Genomic DNA, 17,829 nt, shown 5'->3' with positions numbered 1-17,829 from the left:
AAGGTCTTTATTCGTTAATAGATGTCTGGTCGGTAATCATGTTAAAAGCGAAAATATTAAGCAAGTATTGTTTGAAACTTGCAAGTAGCTCCAATCTCGATGGCAATGATTGATAACTAAGGAGGTACAACCAATTGAATTAAGAAAAGAAATTGAAGCTAATTTTGACATAGCTGAAAGGCGCTATCCCGAAGTATTAAAGCTTATTTTGGCCTATACTGCTTATTGCGACGAGCATGGAGATGAAGACTACGCAGAATATGCGAAACTTGAAAGTAAGCTTAACGAAATGACAGGAAAGGACATGTCGCAGTTTAATTTGTGGGAATGGTGGGAAGCGGATGGCGCAGAAAATTTAGCGTTTGATATTAGTTTGCCAGACCCAAAAGTTGTAGAAAGCATTACAAAAGAAGAGTTAACTGAAGTTGTAAGGCGCATAAAGACATTTGAAGAGCCTAATGAAAATGACCACCCCTTTAAGGCTAAATTCTATAATCGTATAATATCGATAAATGGATATTTCACAAATTTTTTGAAGTTGAATTTTCAAGCCTATAAGCATCAACTTTTTCAAAGAAATAAAGATAAAGACGGAAACTATTTTGAATATACTCAAGATGAGATAGTCAGGAAACTTTGGAACATAGAGAAAGGAGAGCTTTCAACATAGATGAAAAAGGCTTTTATATACCAAGACGAGAAATCCAATAAATTTTGGACAATTGATTATTCTGAGATGACAATATGTGTGCATTACGGAAAAAGTGGGACAATCGGAAAGTATGAAATAAAAGAATTTGAGTCGCAAGAAATTTGTGAAAAAGAAGCTCAAAAGTTAATTTCCAGTAAATTAAAAAAAGGCTATCAAGCAAATCCTACATTTGACTATGATAATTGTCTTTACTTTGATGTAGATGAATACGGCCCACATCCAAAAACTTCACACCCACGTTTTGTCGCTCATTTCACAGAAGAATTTTATTATGATTGTGGCGATGAAGAAGCACCCTTTGGCAGTGATGAAGGATCGGATACACTACATGAAATAGAAGACGTTATAAGAAAGAAGCATAGCGTTAATTTTGCTACTTTCCCAAAACATCTCATCGAGAATATATGGGGAATGCATTATATAGCTGTTGATACATTGGATGAAGAAGCTGTCCGCGATATGGCGAAAGAGCATGAAATGGATATGGTGCAAAGTGATATGGTTACCTACGCAACTGCTTTTGGTCAAATCAAAATTACTGGGAAGCTAGATCCAATATTAAAGAAAAATGCACTATTAGCATTGAAGCAATTAGCTATTATGTATTCTGATGGGAAATTAACAGAAACACAGCAGACGATGTATAACGATTTACTTGCGTTTTAATAGAATATTTTACGAAGAGGGGCAAATAATAAACTATTACACATAAGGAGATAAAGGCTTTGGCAGAAAACAAATTACTAAGAATGGACAATGTCGGTATCGTTGTAGAATCCCTTGATGACGCAATCTCTTTTTTCGAGGAGATTGGCTTGACTCTCGAAGGTCGAGCTACTGTCGAAGGTGAATGGGCTGGGCGCGTAACTGGATTGGGTTCTCAGTGTGTAGAGATTGCTATGATGGTTACCCCAGACGGGCACAGCCGACTTGAGCTTTCGCGATTTCTGACCCCGCCAACTATTTCAGATCACCGGACTGCTCCTGTAAACGCCCTCGGTTATCTACGTGTCATGTTCGCCGTTGAAGACATTGACGAAATGGTATCCAGACTCGCTAAGCATGGTGCTCAAATTGTTGGCGAAGTGGTTCAGTACGGGGATTCGTATCGACTCTGTTATATTCGTGGAGTCGAAGGTCTTCTAATTGGTTTGGCGGAACAGCTTGGGAACAAATAGGTAAAGGAGTAATACATATTAGTCATTGATTAATATGTATTACTCCTTATTTTTTGATTTAGATATTGGAATTTAAACTTTATTATCTATATATACAATGGTGAGTAGTTGTGTATATCGATAATAAAGTCACGATCATAAAATTGAGTACATCCATTTTAAACATTAGTGTGTAATTTGTATATGGTTGAGCAAAAGCTTCCTCACCATTGTATTCATATTGTTTAACCTATTTAAGGATTGCTTTATGATCCGTCTCCAAAGATTTAGCTATTTCATTAGCACTTTCTAATCCATTTAAATAACGCTCAACTGCTTTTAATTTATCTTCTGCAGTATACTTAAACATAGAAAAAACTGCACCTCCATTGTTAGATGTGTCTAACAATTGGGATGCAGTTCAAATCTAGGGTTTTGGAGTTTCTTTTTTTAGAGTCAACCCTGCACAGGGATGGCCTTCATTTCATAGATTTTTTGGAGTGTAAGGACCTGATTTGTCTTCTCGTCATCGTTCTCCGCGTAGAGATACGACTCCACAAGTCTGTACCCGAATACGAGAAGGATCATCTCATAGACGCAATTATCAGCGATATGGGATACATCCACATACTCTGAAAATCCTTTATAATAAGCAGGGACGCATCGTTGGTAGTATTCGACCATGTGATTGATATCCGATTCATCCGCAATCAGGCTTGCGAGATCCTCTCCTAAATAACCCCATCCTGATGTGTCCCAATCAATGAGCGCGATTTTCTCGTCGGCATAGATCAGGTTAGTCACCCAGAAGTCCCGGTGGCAAAGCACGAGGGGCAGTTTTTGGATGCGTGATAGTATTTCGTCTGCGCTCTTATCGATGTCAATAAGCATTTGCCGTAAGTGCAGTGGCAATTCGCAGTCTTCCGAGCGTATATAATCGTAAACGACCGGCCATGAACGGTAATGCAGATACGTATTCTTCATGAAATCTGCATGGCTCAAGTTGTGCAGGCTTTGCAGTACATTGGGCTGCTCCGCATACAGCTTGCCTTGGTAGCGTCCTAATTCCTCCGCGGCTTGTTCATACATGTCGCCAGTCAAGTCTAAACCAGTTAAGCCATCGATATATTCCAGCCATAGTTGGAATTCATTTTCATCGTCATTAATTTCAGCGAGATAACATGTCGGCCAGCGAAAGGCATCCGAGAACGTCTCTCCCAAGTCGGACATATATAGATCATATTCTCGTCGCCATGAACCAGGATCGTCGTAGCGCTCCCATTTCTTCTGGATTTTCAGCACGATACGGTACGGCAATTTTTTGCCATCCGCAGTTTCGGCGCTCCCTGTTACTAAGTGGACATTTCCCACAGTTCCGCCCTGTAACTGCGTAGTTTGGCAGTCAGCATAGATGATATCCTTCTTGAATTGTTGGCTTAAGGCATAAATCAGCTTTTGGGATTTAATAATCATTTCTTCCATCCTCCGTTTCTCTTCGTTTGCTTGCTCTGCGTGGCGCTCCTTTTATTTCGAGCCCTTTTGTCGATGGGGTAGCTCGTTTTGCCTCGGACATATTTGTTCTCATGCTGCTGTGCAACATATTGCTTCCACCGTTCAAGCGGCAACGAACCATCGGCAAGTGCGGCAAGAATGGCGCAGCCTGGCTCGGTCTGATGATGACAATCCTTAAATCGGCATTTCTGGAACAAATCCTCCACATCAGTAAAGCTGGCACGTATACCTTCATCGGCTTCAAATAGCCCAAGCTCACGCATACCCGGCGTATCAATGACCATCGCACCAGAGGGGAGCATGAACAGCTGACGGTGGGTTGTTGTATGTCGTCCACGGCTATCATCCTCCCGAATCGCCTGAACCTTCATAATGTCCTGTTCCATCAATGCATTGAGCAGAGAAGATTTACCGACGCCAGACATGCCGAGAAAGACGACTGTTTTACCAGGCATCAAGTACGGATTAAGTTCATTTAGCCCTGCACCTGTATGACTGCAGATTGCGTGAACAGGAACATCAGGGATGCTTTGTGTAACTTCTGTAAGTGCGGAATTGTAGTCTTCCACAAGATCTGCTTTGGTCAGAATGACGACTGGCTGGCCGCTGCTTTTCCTGGCTTGTGTCAGGTACCGCACGATACGTGAGACGTTGAAATCCCAATTCAGAGAAGAGAGGATAAATACATAGTCAAAGTTGGTTGCAACGACCTGCTCCCTTATAGTTTTGGCATAGCCCACAGCATGCCCTGAGTAATCCGCACGCGAGAATTTAGATCGGCGGGGCAGAACCGTAACGATGAGAGAATCACCGTTCTCGTTGTAGTGCAACAAGACAAAGTCACCGACACATGGGAAGTCTACACGCGTTTCCACGCTATGATAAAACGTTCCTTTGAGTACTGCCGTTACTTCGCCGTGCTCGGTTATAACAGTGAAGCGCTCCCGCCGAAGTTCCATCACCCTGCCAGGCAATAATCCGTCGGGAATTGTCTCTATTTCTGTGTAGCCATAGGTTTTTAAATCAATCATGGTTTTTGTTAGCTCCTTTAATGTTGTTTTTGGGCGCAAAAATGCCACGGACAAGCAGCCTCTAAAGAAGCTGCTGTCGCGTGGCATTAAGACGCAAAAAAGATACGACCTTTATCGTATCTCGTAAACAGCAATATTCACGAAAGGTTACTTTGGAAGGCATGCCAAATAAAACGGGCGTTTTCCCGCTTTTTTCACGTATGCCTACTATTCAATTTTAAAACCAAACCACCATATAAGTAGTTGCCATTAAAACACATCTCCCTTCGTATTAGGAACTTGCTTATCACTAAGCTGTCTATAGAATAACCCGTTTTGGAAAAAAAGGCAAGACTTTCCGGTGGGGCGTGACGGTGCAGATTGTGTCGGCCTTGGGCACGATTTTCGACATTTATTTGCTTCACAACTTCTAATGAGGGTTCGAAACGATTAAAATGAGTAATTTTTAAACCTAAAATTTCTCCTATTCTTATACCAGTTTCCGCACTTATTCATGCAGAGACAGGAACATTATGCCATAATTCCAACAAAAACTGTGCCAACCGAATCGCAACTTCATGCTTTAACAACAGAAGAAAAAAATATTTATCAGGAAGTGCTACTCACAATGCTAGCTATGTTCCATAGTGATTATGTATATGAAGAAACGAAAATTACAACGCTTGTGCAAGATATAGAATTTGAAACGGTTGGAAAAATCGAAAAAAGCAAAGGATGGAAAGCGTTATTTTCTGCAATGCAGGAAGCGACAGAAAAAACAATGGAAGATACAATTCTTCCAAGTGTTTTGATGAATGAAAAAGTATCAAGTTTATTAACAGAAAAAGAAGGTTGTACAAGCCCACCCAAACCCTATATGGAAGAGGCATTGATTAATTTGATGAAAACCACAGGGAAAATGGTAGAGGATGAGGCAGATTCTGATTAATAAAGAAATCGCAAAGAAGAAACTAACGGAGAAACAGTAAATGGATTTGATTACAAAAGGCTCTACTGGGGTTATTAAAGGCTTTATCAGTAAGGCTGAGAAAAAGTTTGATGCGAAGTTAGTAATCAAAGGTGATAAAATATCTTTTGAATTTGCTTGATTGTACTTAATTTTTAGCTTCATAAATAATTGAAAGCAACATTAAACTCATTGGTGTATTGAATATATTTATGAGTGTAATTATTCGCTTGATGTTGATTTAAAATAAAGATTAATAATTTATAAAAAAAGAAGCGACATTTATAAAAAAGTTGCGATGCTTCACCTCTTTGGAAAAGGATATTTCAAAGGGGAATAAAGTTTGATCATTTCTTATAAATTCTGTTTTTCATTAGCCTTTTAATACTCTTTTATCGCTGTGTAAAAGAATATAAGAATGTTCCCAAGTGACCAGCAATAAGAAACGGAAAATTAAAATGAAATAATTACCATGCGATGACCTAGACTGAAATAGATAGGTCACGGCTGCCATACGGGTCGTTGTACTCCAAATTGTCTTCCTAATCGATGGCCGCCAGCACTCAGCGGTTTGCAAAAAAATAAAGAACCGAACCTTTTTTTGATAGAGAGACAATATAGTGTGTAAGCTTACTTAGGAGGACCCTCTGAATGCAAAATGAATATCTGTACCAATTACTCACAAAAATGAAAGAAGGTGATCAACAGGCGTTTCGTACGATGTATGATGCCACCTATCAGGACGTCTATCGGACAGTCTCCTTTCTGGTGGATCATCAGCAGGATCGGGAAGATGTCATGAATGAGATATATATGCAAATGTGGACCTCACTTGCTAACTATGATACGAACAGACCTTTCCACTTCTGGCTAAACGGCTTGGTAATCCGTCAAGTGCAGAGATTTCGGGTCAAGAGCTGGCGGAGATTCCGAATTTTTGAACGCATCCGTGCCTTTTCTCGTGAAGAGTCTCATTGGGATCAACCTTCTGTGTTGATGGATGGGACGAAGCAAATGATAACACAGGCAATCCAAAAATTGACCGACAAACAACGATCGGTGATTGTCCTCCGCTTTTTTCACGACTATAAACTTGAGGAAATAGCGACATTGCTCGAAATTCCGCTAGGTACGGTCAAGTCCAGGTATCATGCTGGCCTTCAGGTGCTTCGAAAAAACTTAAGTAATCTCCCCCCAGAAAGGATGGAAGAAATCAATGCCAATTGAACGCAAAATTCGTGAACATCTGCACAAAGAGGCAGAAACTATGGAATGCCCTCCGGCTATTTCCAAACGAATAGAACAATCCTATTCTCAATATTTCCAACGAAAAAGGAGCGAAATAAACATGAAAAAACGATTAATTAGTGGATTAGTTGCTACTGCGATTTTGATTCCAACCGCAGCATTTGCGGCCCCTAATCTTATTGAAATGCTTACTAGAACACCAATGACTGTTGAACAAGTCGAGGGGGATGAGGTTGGCAAAGCAACACTTGAGAAGCTGTATAACGCATTTCCTGAAACAAAATCGTTTGAGATTATCAATGCAAGCAAGGTTCAAGGTGTCCAAACAAGTATCATACTGCAGGAAAAAGGAGGAGTCGGCAAAAAGATTTCCCTTCATATAAACGGTATTACGGGTGCGATTGAACACGTGAATCAGGAGAATTGGGAGCCAAAGGAGAAACCACTCACTGCCTTAACCGATCAGGAAATCAAGTCGAAGGTAGATTATCTAATTGATAAAATGTATGGCAGCATCGAAGAGTACGAGTTTGCTATGGAGCAAATGGCGAACACGGGTCAAAAAACGTTTATGTTGAATTACAGCAAAAAGGAATCAAAAACACCTTTCTACCAGGTATTTGTTCAAGACAATACAATCAGTGTTTCTCTGATCGGAGGTGAGACTACACCTTCAAACATTAAAGTAGAAGGTTTTTTCTCTACAAATGGTAAGCCTGATTATACTGCTGATTCCTTTTTAAACGATGAAAAACTGTTTTCTTTACTAAAAATTAGCCCAACAGAATTAAAACAAGAATTAGCAAAAGGTAAATCTGTTGTCGAGATTGCAGCATCTAAAAATGTTTCTAAACAACAAGTGATTGATGTAATAGCAAAAACACAGGCTGAAGGACAAATTCAAGGTGAAAATAATAACGATGTTAGTAAAAGCAATCGTTCAATTGAACAAATGATAAAAGCTATTGAACCAAAAGTATTACAAGTCATTGAACATAAAACTGAAACACCATGGTAGAAATAACAAGTCCTAGACGGATAAGGCTGGCAAAAATCGGTTGAGTTTCAAGGATATATTCAGTTTCAAAGTATATAAATTAAGTTTAAGTAATGAATTAGAAAGTAATATAATTCCTAATAAAGTTGTAGCCTTTCACATTTTCGTGAAGGGCTTTTTCATATAAATTACTTTCCCTACTATGCACTATTTTGTAAAGCTGAAGAACGTAAAAATATTTACAAACCCTTAACACAACAGCGATTTTACTTTTAACATACATTATGTTACAATAAAACCATGCTATTTTAGGTAGCATGTAAATAAATTGGCATTCTGCTAGTGATTTTTGAAGATACTTATTCACACTGGCGCACGCTAAAGGGCTGCAAGGATGTAGTAGCAGGTTGGGGCTACATTGCTTAGGTTAGAAGGTTTTAGTGGAATTTTACCGCGGTTCGGAAATAGAAGTTATTACTTCTATTAAATATATAAGATTCCCCAGATGATTGGGTTGAGACATATTTATTTTACAAGTTACCTATTAAATGCTAAAGGGACATCTTCTAACGAGGATGTCCCTTGTCTAATTTTTTTGAAAAAAAAGCTATGCAAGATTTGTGCATGTACGAAAATTTAAAAGTAACGCTACACAAAAAACACACAAACCCGCCCCTCAGAGGAAATCCCTGAAGCGGGTTTGTGTGTTTTTCTTTTTCCTATATTAATCTACTGTATTTAGGTTTGTGCGTAACTTAAAATCCGGCTAAACGAACAACATCACGAGCAATCATGACTTCTTCGTTTGTTGGAATGACGATTACCTTTACTGGTGAATGTGGGTAGCTGATAAATTGCTCTTTGCCACGCACGTTATTTAAAGCAGGGTCCCAATAGACACCCATAAATTCAAGACCATGTAGAATGCGAGCACGAGATGTAATATCATTTTCCCCGATACCTGCTGTAAAGATGATTGCATCTACGCCAGACATACGGGCAGCGTAAGAGCCGATGTATTTGTGGATACGATTGGCAAATATTTCGAGTGCTATAATGGCACGCTCATCGCCTTCTTCTGCGGCTATTGATAAATCGCGTAGGTCACTTGATAAACCTGATACGCCAAGCATCCCACTTTGTTTGTTTAAAATATCAAGGACTTCATCCACTGATTGACCTGTTTTATCCATAATGAATGGGATTAAGGCAGGGTCGATGTTACCTGAGCGTGTCCCCATAGCAACACCAGCAAGTGGTGTAAAGCCCATCGATGTATCGATTGATTTTCCACCTTCGATAGCTGCAATACTTGCACCATTTCCAAGATGACATGAAATGAGACGAAGATTTTCAATTGGGCGTCCTAATAACTCCGCAGCACGTTCCGAGACATATTTATGCGATGTGCCATGGAAGCCATACTTTCGAATGCCATACTTATTATAAAATTCATAAGGAAGACTATATAGAAATGATTTTTTGGGCATCGTTTGATGAAATGCTGTATCAAATACTGCAATTGCCGGTACGTTTGGTAATACCTTACGGAAAGTGCGAATACCGATGATGTTGGCTGGATTATGAAGTGGTGCCAACTCAGATAGTTCTTCAATTTCTGCAAGTACCATATCATCAATGATGATGGAATCATTGAACTTTTCTCCACCATGTACAACACGATGACCAATACCATCAATTTCTTCTAGCGATTGGACAATACAGTTTGCAACTAGCTTGGCTAACAGCATTTGAACCGCAACAGTATGATCTGGAATATCCATTACTTCTGTGTCTGTCGTACCATCAGGGGTAGTGATTGTAAATAGGCTGTCTGTTAAACCAATTCGTTCGACGATACCTTTTGTGAGTACAGTTTCTTGTGGCATGTCAAATAGTTGAAATTTTAATGATGAGCTTCCTGCATTAATTGCGATTATTTTAGACATAGGGTCTCTCCTTAGATTGAATAAATTGCTTTTATAATAGAGAGTGACAAGATATTCCCCTTTGTACGAATCGCTTACAGAAATCACACTATTTTGTGGCAACTATTTTGTCAACGTCCTCTTCATTCAGTGTATCATTTTTTCACATAAATAGTGGTGCGAATATACAAAAAATTTTGAACAATTTTAGTAAAGTATTGTAAAGGAGATTAGATTTTTTGTTACATGAATAGAAAGAAAGGCAAATTATTAAATGACTGGGAAGCCTCTCTGAATTTTAAGAAGAAGGTAAAAAAGAAAAGATAATATAAATTGGTTTCTCTGCTATCACTGTGTAAGTTATTCTATTCAGACAGCCAACAAAGCTCCGTTTACTTGTTTTATCTTGCGTTAATATGCTAAAATAAGAAAACCCTAGAAACTTTGATTTAACAGGGTTTCCAGGGTTTTATAGTGTTACTTATTGCATAGTAAAATAATTAGTCCGTGATGCAAAGAGATGTTAAGTAACCTAACATTAATAATAAGCCGATACCGATAGCGATTGTGCCCATAAGAATGTGCCTCCTTTAACTACAATGCATATTTACACTATGTATTGTACAATGAATAACAAAAAGATGAAACCTTTTTAGCTATAAAACGTACAGATTAGTATAGACGAGAACATGATTTATACATAATTAGAGGGTGATGACAATGAAAAAATGGATGCAAAAATTCCTTGTTGTATCTGTAGCATTATTAACATTTGGGGTAATTAATCCAAATCATGAAATTTGGAATAATTTTGAGGATGAGTTAAAGCCGAATCGTTTGCAAGAGCCAAGCGCTAACGATATTTCTTCTGCAATTCAGCTCGATACATTGCTTTATGAAGAAAACATATCAATAGCACAATCGTTAAAAGGTGCTGCGAAAACACAATCTTACATAAAATTTGGTCCACGCATCGCTGAAAAAATTGGCGATGAGTTTGAGACACGCATTTTTCCTAAAATGGAAGAAGCCATTGATATGACTTTAGCGCGTTTGGATGATGATAAAATTCCATACTTAACAATTACTGAAAATCCAAGTGGAGATTATGCCGAGCGAATTTTTAACATTCGTGAGCAAGGGGAAAAAGTCGATTTAATTCGCTTCCATGTTCGCACTGAAAATCGTCCAAACGAAGGCTATTATTACAACTTCCACTATCACACAAAGGAAGACAGCTTTGTGGCACATTATAATTTAGGTGAAATTTACTGGTCGAAAAACACACCACCGAAATGGTTGGCTTAAAACTCGCAAAACACTCGTTGAAAAAACGGGTGTTTTTTTCTTGAAAGAAGGAAATTACGTAAATTTATCTTGATTCAGTAGAAAACGCCTACCTCTACAGGAGGTGAGACGAATGCTATGCTTGATTTTTTATAGCTTAGTGGGTGTACAAACACTTAGCATATTTTAATGAAAATTCTGTCTGATATTCACCTCAATATACTACATCTGATACACAAGAACAAAATGCATCGATATTTGGATTATCTTATCTATTATGATTACTCCAATAACATTAGAAAGCAATGGACGTTAAAAAAGATGACTAGGGCGCTACCTACCGAAGTCATCTTTTTGCCGATTAGTAACGGCATGAATCTTTTTTTTATGGTCTAGTTTTTATGGCGCAGTTCAAGATGAACCAATTACATTTTTTACTATTGGGGATTTTTGGGGTATTTTCGCTTCTACTAATTTTTACGAGTTAATAGTAATAAAGATGGGAATAATATGCCTCTAATTAAAAATGTATCTAATAATATACCCATAGCCATTGTAAAGCCGAATAAAAAGAGTTCTTGTAAGGGCTGCGTCATTAAAACAGCAAAAGTTGCAGCTAAAATAATTCCTGCCGATGAAATGACACCTCCAGTTAATGCAACACCTTCCATAACAGCTTCTTTCCAAGGAAGTTCTTTTGCTTTTTCTTTTATTCGTGAAATTAACATGATATTGTAATCAATACCTAAGGCAACCATGAAAACAAATGTATAGACTGGTAAACGATAACTAACTGCCTCATAGCCCAGCAGGTATTTGAAAATCAACCAACCAAAACCAAGTGTCGCAAAATAAGATAAAAGAATTGTTGACATCATCAATATTGGCAAAAGTACAGATTTTGTTTGGAAACCTATTACAAAAGTGAGCAGAACAGTTACAAGGGAGAATAGGATAATCATATCTCGCTTGTTCATTTGTTTTACATCGACTTGTTCAGCTGTTTGTCCGACATAATGTACTTTAAATTCATCTTTAGAAAGTTGACTTTCTTTTAAGAATGAGTCAGTTTTATCTCGAAGCATTTCAACAGTATTTAATGAAGAAATATCATATGGATTTTTAGTTAAAATAATTTGTAATTTTACGGCTTTGCCATTCTCTGATAAAAAGTTGCGAGGCAAATCTGCTTTTCCTTGGATTATTTTTTCTGTTAAAGCGGGATTTACTTGACTAATGCCATTTTGAGCAGATAATTCTTCTTTAAATTTATTGACCCTTTGTAAAAATTCCTCATTGACTTCAATATTTTCTGAAGATTTCAGAACAACTGTCACTGGAGCCAATTGTCCTGCTGGATATCTGTCAGCAAGAAGCTCAAAGCCTTGACGGGATGAAATGTCCTCGGGAAATGAATTCATTAAATTAAATGAGAATTTCATTTCTGTTGCATTGAATACACCAGCAAATAAAGTTACGAGTAAGATAGTTGCAAATAAAGCAGGACGCTTTAGAACAATGTTACTTATCTTTGACCAAATTCCTTTTTTTACTTTGTGCTCGGGTTCTAATTTAGGAATAAATGGCCAAAATGCTTTTCTTCCCATAATGGCAAATATACTCGGAATAAGTGTCAATCCCGCAAGTAATATTACAACTACAGCCAATGAAAATACAGGACCAAAGTGATTGTAAGGTTTAAAGACTGTTGTAAACAAAGTTAGCATTGCTAGGAAGACTGTTCCACCACTAAAGAAAATTGGTTCAGAAACATGATGAATAGCCTCACTCATTGATTTATATTTTGATTCATGCATTCTTAATTCCTCACGGTATCTTGAGAACACAAACAAACTATAGTCAGTCAAAACAGCAAATAATAAAACAAGCATAATAGAAACGGCTGAGCTATCAACACTAAACCACTCATACTTGCCAGCCAAACCTAAAATTCGATCCACAACTCCATATACAATTCCAGAAATAATTAATGGAGTGATTGCAAGTAATGGAGAACGATAGATGATGATTAAGATAATAAATATTAAAACAATTGTTGCCAGCATTAAGACAATATCCGCATTTTTAAACAAACTGATAGTATCCGCAGATATACCAGCAGGTCCAGTAATTTCAAATTGAATATCGTTTAAGCCAACTTCTTTTACTTTATTTCTAATGGCTTCTAATGTTTCGTTCGCTTCATTTGAGTCAATGCCTTCTTTAAGTGCTGCGTTAAAAATTAGTGTCGTTCCATCCTCAGAAAACATCTTATCTTGAACTTTTTCTGGGAATGAATGGTATGGTAATGCGCTTGCTAAGTGTTGAGGTTTACTGTCTGAAGCAAACCATTGACTAAGTTCCGTGATTTTTTCTTTGTCTTGTTTAGTTATTTTTTCTTCACGATGAAATACAAGTAATGCGGTTAGTCCATCGTCTGTCGGGAATTCTTTATCTAATACTTGTTTAGCAATCTCAGAAGCTGTATTTTCTTTTATACTACCTTCCATACTGTTCTTAGAAAATTCTTTGGATGATGGTGCAAATATGCTGAAAACTACAACCGCCAAAATCCAAGCGATTAAAACAATTTTAGCTCCCTTAGAACTGCTGGAAAATTTTGATAAACTACGGAACGGTTTAAACATTTTTTCAACTCCTATCATTTATTCTGTGACAATTGTAAAAAATGAATATGAACTCAGTATGAACTACAATAGATGTGATTCGAAATAATGCTCAAAAATTTCCTGTAATGCAACATGTAAAGTCCTTAATCTACTAAAGAGTACATGTCGATTTATCTGAACAAAGGAAGACAGCTTTGTGGCGCATTATAATTTAGGTGAAATTTACTGGTCCAAAAACACACCACCAAAATGGTTGGCTTAAAACTTGCAAAACACTGGTTGAAAAAACGGGTGTTTTTTTCTTGAAAGAAATTACGTAAGTTTATATGGAAGTAGCTATCTAAATTGTATATATTCGTATAGAGAGGGGGAGGTATGATGTTAAAGGGGATTTTGAGGATATACATAATGATTTTTTTAGGGTCGGGTGCTTGTAGTTTTTTAATTGCATCTATTAAAACTTTAAAAGGAGAATCCTCATCTATAGGGTTGTCCATATTCTTGTTTGCAGTGTCCATATTTTTCTCTTGGTTATGTGTGAAATTTTGGAATGTAACTAAAGGTAATGAATCTAAAATAACGAGGCAAAGTGAAAGTAAATCAGTATATGAAAAATTAAAGAATGGATGGGCAGTAAGAAGCAAGATTCCGCCAGAAAAATTGAAGCAAATGGAGCAGCAGTATGCTGAAGTGCTGGATGATTTAAGAATTTTACGAGAAACAATGGAGCTGATGAAGTCTACGAAAAACATGGTCACATTTATTGAAAGAAATAATCTAGCTTGTAGAATGGCGCTTAGTATCGAACAGGCAAAAACACCAGATATGCCTATCGATGAAAAAATCCCATCCTTCAAGGAAGTACGTGAATTAGCTGAAAAATTGCTGCCAGTCATTATAAATGATTCATATTTAAAAATGAAAATGGATACGTTTCAACTAAAAACGAAAGAAGGGCAGCTAAAGAGATTTGAAAATCATCTAAATTTACTGAAGAAGTATGAAAGTGATTTAAATTTTGCTAGCAACTACGAAAGAACCATTTCCAAAATAGAAGATGATATTCGTAGCTTAAAAAATTCATAATTTGTGTATAAATTTTCATCTTTTTGCAAAACAAATATAGAAATTCCTCCATTTACTATGTATAGTAATATATTAGTACATAGGGAGGTATTTTATGAAAAAGATAGTAGTATTGTTATTTGTATCTATTTTATTAGTAGCTTGTGGACAAGCAGATAAAAAAAGTGGTTCAGATAACGCTTCGAAAGAATCTCAAGTAGAAAAAACAAATAAGGAATATGTAACAAAAAATATTGGGGAAACTTTTAATCTAGAAGATTGGGAAGTAACTTTAGAGTCTTTTGAGTTTAATCCAACTGTTGCAAAAGGAAACATGTCAAGTACAGCTGATGATGGTAATAAGTATTTGATACTAAATTATAAAGCTGTTAATAATGGTACTGAAGCTAATAAATTATTCAAGGCAAAAAACGGAACAGCTCTAAAGGCTATTTATGACGAAAAGTATGAGTATGGAGTAGTAGTGACACTTCTTGATGATGATTTACATCATGAAAGTATAAACCCTTTAGCAACAAAGAATGGGTTTGTCGTTATCTCTATACCAGATAAAGTAGTTGACGAAGCTGAAAGTATCCAACTCTTTATGGAGCTAGGAAAAGATAAAGTACAAATTAAAATTCCAGTAGATAAAAGTGCAAACTCTGACTCTGATCAAGTGGGAAGCATTGAAAAAGAAGGAGAAAGCGAACCTGTCGTAGAATTATTGACAATAACGAAGGGTGAGCCATTAGTTATTGATGATTATGCTGAAATTACAGTCAATGATAACGTTTTTGGCAAAAAAGTTTCACCGCCAAATCCAGGATCTTATCATACTTACTATGAAAATAAAGAGGATGGAGAAATATACCTTGATACGGTTATTTCAATAAAGAGCTTACTCACTTCTAATAAAAGTGCTGATGAATTTATTGATGTGAAGGTTGTATATGATAATAAATATGAGTATAGAACATTCTCGACGATCGAGGAGAGAGGTGGAACTGATTTCACTTATACGAATATAACTTCTATTGAACCATTAAAAACAGGTGTTTTACATTTCCTTGCTTCATTGCCGAAGGAAATAGAAAGTGATGGAAAGCCTTTGAAAGTCATCATTTCTGCCAAAAACAATAATTATGAATTAATCATTAGATAATAAATACGTTGAAGCACTCTCGCCTGAGAGTGCTTTTTAATCGTTTATAAAGCGCGTTACAATGGTTGAAAATCAAACTAAACACCCATTGAAAATATTAGAATAATAGCGTTGTGAGAAAGCTAGGTAGTCGATTATTCACTATAAAATATTTGAAAAACATGTCCCCTCAAGATTTATAACATTGCATATAAAATGAAAGGGACATCCCTACAAATTTTTTCAGAGAGGGGCTTCTTCATGAAAACCATCGTCAGAGTAGAGAAAAATAAGGACTATACAGTCGTTAATAATACATCTTTATATGATAAGCGGCTGAGCTGGAAGGCGAAAGCGATTCATGTGTTTATGCTTTCAAGGCCAGATAACTGGACGTTTCACAATACGGAGCTTTTACGTTGGGCGAAAGACGGTGAGAATGCTTTCTCTTCGGGATTAAAGGAATTGAAGCAGTATGGTTATGTAAAGAAAGAGCGCCGCCGCAGTCAGGATGGGAAATTTGACTGGGTCACTGTTGTTTATGAAGTTCCACAAGAAAATGAACCATCCTCCAGTTTACCATGCATGGAAAATCCATCGACGGTTGCACCATCCATGGAAAAGCCACAAATGGAAAATCGCCAACTACTAAGTACTGATGTATTAATTACTAATAAATTAAATACTGATTTACCTAGTGATGATAATGAAAAGGCTGCGGCCATTACCTTTTATCAGGAAAATGGGTTTGGTGTCCTGTCCTCATATGCCAGAGAAAAAATTGACACTTGGATAGATGTAATGGGGGAGGAGCTTGTTATCTACGCGATGAAACTAGCAATTGATAACAATGCGATTCGCTGGAACTATGTAGAAACGATTTTAAAAGACTGGTCACAGAAGCAAATCAAAACAATAGAACAAGTCGATGCAGAAAAAAGGCGCTTCATTAGTGAAAAAAGTAAAAAAGGACAGCGCAATCGTGGGAAGTACGTCGAAATTGTGCCATCATGGTTTCATCAAGAGCCTACTGAACCACGACCAAGTGTAAAAGATGAAGTGATTAATTATGATGCAGAGTTTCAACGATTAATTAAAGAGCTTCGCGAGGGAGGTAAGTAAAAAACGGGTAATTCGCAAAGATTTTTTCATTCGAGGCCCAATTGCATTATAATAGTAAACGGAAGAAATAGATGGAGGTTAAATCATGCAACAATATTTAGAGCTATGTCAGCACATTTTAAATAATGGCAATAAAAAAGAAGACCGTACAGGAACAGGGACAATTAGTGTTTTTGGTTATCAAATGCGCTTTGATTTGCAGAAAGGATTCCCTTTACTGACAACAAAGCGCACGCTGTTTCGCTTAATTGCGTCAGAGCTGCTGTGGTTTTTAAAAGGCGATACGAATGTTCGTACTTTAATTGCGGAGCGCAATTATATTTGGAATGAATGGGCATTTGAAAAATGGGTGCAATCATCGGAATATGAAGGACCTGATATGGCGAATTTCGGATTGCGTGCCGCAAAGGATGAAGAGTTTGCTAAAACTTTAGATGAGCAAATGAAAATATTTAATGCACGTATGCTTGAGGATGAGGAGTTTGCTGAAAAATATGGTGACTTAGGGCCAGTTTATGGGAAGCAATGGCGCTCATGGCCAGCAGCTAATGGCGAAACGATTGATCAAATTGCCAATGTCATTGAGCAAATTAAAAAGAATCCTGATTCACGCAGGCTTATTGTGACGGCATGGAATCCTGCTGAGGTGGATCATATGGCGCTACCACCTTGCCATGCATTTTTCCAATTTTACGTAGCTGACGGCAAACTATCTTGCCAGCTTTATCAGCGTAGCGCAGATGTATTTTTAGGCGTACCCTTCAACATCGCTTCTTACGCGCTATTAACACATTTAATCGCAAATGAGTGTGGGCTAGAGGTAGGGGAGTTTGTTCATACTTTAGGAGATGCGCATATTTATAGCAATCATTTAGAGCAGGTGAACGAACAATTAAGCCGCGAGCCACGCGCATTGCCTACACTGCGTATGACTGAAGGGAAATCCATTTTCGATATGACGCTTGCTGATTTAACGATAGAGGGCTATGACCCACACCCAACAATTAAAGCACCGATTGCTGTGTAATATGAATTTCACATAAGAAGAGC

17 protein-coding genes and 1 pseudogene are annotated in these 17,829 nt (G+C 37.3%); 14 read left to right on the top strand and 4 right to left on the bottom strand.

Going from position 1 to position 17,829, the window contains the following annotated elements; translation table 11 throughout:
* The first annotated feature begins 109 nt into the window (after positions 1-109).
* From TY13_RS06470 to TY13_RS06460, 3 genes are read left to right on the top strand one after another with little or no spacing between them, the layout of a single operon-like run.
* On the top strand, positions 110-670 hold the full coding sequence (locus tag TY13_RS06470) for a hypothetical protein (RefSeq protein WP_230199391.1): 561 nt from the start codon (positions 110-112) through the stop codon (positions 668-670).
* Complete coding sequence (locus tag TY13_RS06465; protein ID WP_042473290.1) at positions 671-1,378, top strand: WGR domain-containing protein; 708 nt, start codon at positions 671-673, stop codon at positions 1,376-1,378.
* A 59-nt stretch (positions 1,379-1,437) separates the two neighbouring features.
* Positions 1,438-1,890 (top strand): VOC family protein, encoded by a 453-nt coding sequence (locus TY13_RS06460; RefSeq protein WP_042473287.1) that lies wholly within the window; start codon positions 1,438-1,440, stop codon positions 1,888-1,890.
* A 435-nt stretch (positions 1,891-2,325) separates the two neighbouring features.
* Here TY13_RS06460 and TY13_RS06450 read toward each other — a convergent pair whose 3' ends face one another.
* Together TY13_RS06450 and rsgA are read right to left on the bottom strand one after the other, a co-directional pair.
* Positions 2,326-3,342, bottom strand: coding sequence for an aminoglycoside phosphotransferase family protein (locus TY13_RS06450; RefSeq protein ID WP_042474200.1), 1,017 nt, complete (start codon positions 3,340-3,342; stop codon positions 2,326-2,328).
* A complete protein-coding gene (gene rsgA, locus TY13_RS06445) occupies positions 3,339-4,412 on the bottom strand; it encodes a ribosome small subunit-dependent GTPase A (protein ID WP_042473286.1) in 1,074 nt (357 codons plus the stop codon). The genes TY13_RS06450 and rsgA overlap by 4 nt, the downstream gene beginning before the upstream one ends.
* An 80-nt stretch (positions 4,413-4,492) precedes the next feature.
* Here rsgA and TY13_RS20585 point away from each other — a divergent pair, with 80 nt between their 5' ends.
* From TY13_RS20585 to TY13_RS06430, 5 genes are all read left to right on the top strand, one after another.
* Positions 4,493-4,633, top strand: a complete 141-nt coding sequence (locus TY13_RS20585; RefSeq protein WP_154661545.1) for a hypothetical protein — start codon at positions 4,493-4,495, stop codon at positions 4,631-4,633.
* 272 nt (positions 4,634-4,905) lie between these two features.
* The gene (locus TY13_RS06440) at positions 4,906-5,340 is read left to right on the top strand and encodes a DNA topoisomerase (RefSeq protein WP_074432939.1); all 435 of its coding nucleotides are present in this window, start codon (positions 4,906-4,908) and stop codon (positions 5,338-5,340) included.
* 40 nt (positions 5,341-5,380) lie between these two features.
* Positions 5,381-5,500, top strand: coding sequence for a topoisomerase C-terminal repeat-containing protein (locus TY13_RS20065; protein WP_074432938.1), 120 nt, complete (start codon positions 5,381-5,383; stop codon positions 5,498-5,500).
* Positions 5,501-6,009: 509 nt separating this feature from the next.
* On the top strand, positions 6,010-6,585 hold the full coding sequence (locus tag TY13_RS06435; protein ID WP_042473282.1) for a sigma-70 family RNA polymerase sigma factor: 576 nt from the start codon (positions 6,010-6,012) through the stop codon (positions 6,583-6,585).
* Complete coding sequence (locus tag TY13_RS06430; protein ID WP_195891671.1) at positions 6,575-7,624, top strand: hypothetical protein; 1,050 nt, start codon at positions 6,575-6,577, stop codon at positions 7,622-7,624. Before TY13_RS06435 ends, TY13_RS06430 begins: the two co-directional genes overlap by 11 nt.
* Before the next feature lie 734 nt (positions 7,625-8,358).
* On the opposite strand, the gene TY13_RS06425 is transcribed toward TY13_RS06430, so the two are convergent.
* A complete protein-coding gene (locus TY13_RS06425) occupies positions 8,359-9,552 on the bottom strand; it encodes an acetate kinase (protein WP_042473279.1) in 1,194 nt (397 codons plus the stop codon).
* 699 nt (positions 9,553-10,251) lie between these two features.
* Here TY13_RS06425 and TY13_RS06420 point away from each other — a divergent pair.
* Positions 10,252-10,839 (top strand): YpjP family protein, encoded by a 588-nt coding sequence (locus TY13_RS06420; RefSeq protein ID WP_042473277.1) that lies wholly within the window; start codon positions 10,252-10,254, stop codon positions 10,837-10,839.
* 449 nt (positions 10,840-11,288) lie between these two features.
* On the opposite strand, the gene TY13_RS06415 is transcribed toward TY13_RS06420, so the two are convergent.
* On the bottom strand, positions 11,289-13,466 hold the full coding sequence (locus TY13_RS06415) for an MMPL family transporter (RefSeq protein ID WP_042473271.1): 2,178 nt from the start codon (positions 13,464-13,466) through the stop codon (positions 11,289-11,291).
* Between the two features lie 169 nt (positions 13,467-13,635).
* Between TY13_RS06415 and TY13_RS21250 the strand changes: the two are divergent.
* The 5 genes and pseudogenes from TY13_RS21250 to TY13_RS06390 form a co-directional block, all read left to right on the top strand.
* Positions 13,636-13,710: pseudogene (locus TY13_RS21250) on the top strand (YpjP family protein); the annotation flags it as partial.
* A 113-nt stretch (positions 13,711-13,823) separates the two neighbouring features.
* Positions 13,824-14,534, top strand: coding sequence for a hypothetical protein (locus TY13_RS06410; RefSeq protein WP_195891670.1), 711 nt, complete (start codon positions 13,824-13,826; stop codon positions 14,532-14,534).
* Positions 14,535-14,628: 94 nt separating this feature from the next.
* Complete coding sequence (locus tag TY13_RS19735; RefSeq protein ID WP_052344244.1) at positions 14,629-15,678, top strand: DUF4352 domain-containing protein; 1,050 nt, start codon at positions 14,629-14,631, stop codon at positions 15,676-15,678.
* A gap of 240 nt (positions 15,679-15,918) precedes the next feature.
* Positions 15,919-16,779, top strand: coding sequence for a DnaD domain-containing protein (locus tag TY13_RS06395; protein ID WP_042473265.1), 861 nt, complete (start codon positions 15,919-15,921; stop codon positions 16,777-16,779).
* An 85-nt stretch (positions 16,780-16,864) separates the two neighbouring features.
* The gene (locus tag TY13_RS06390) at positions 16,865-17,806 is read left to right on the top strand and encodes a thymidylate synthase (RefSeq protein ID WP_042473263.1); all 942 of its coding nucleotides are present in this window, start codon (positions 16,865-16,867) and stop codon (positions 17,804-17,806) included.
* Positions 17,807-17,829: the final 23 nt, after the last annotated feature.

The sequence above is a fragment of the Bacillus ndiopicus genome, assembly GCF_000612805.1.
GTDB lineage: Bacteria > Bacillota > Bacilli > Bacillales_A > Planococcaceae > Metasolibacillus > Metasolibacillus ndiopicus.
This window is presented reverse-complemented; position numbering and strand designations above follow the sequence as displayed.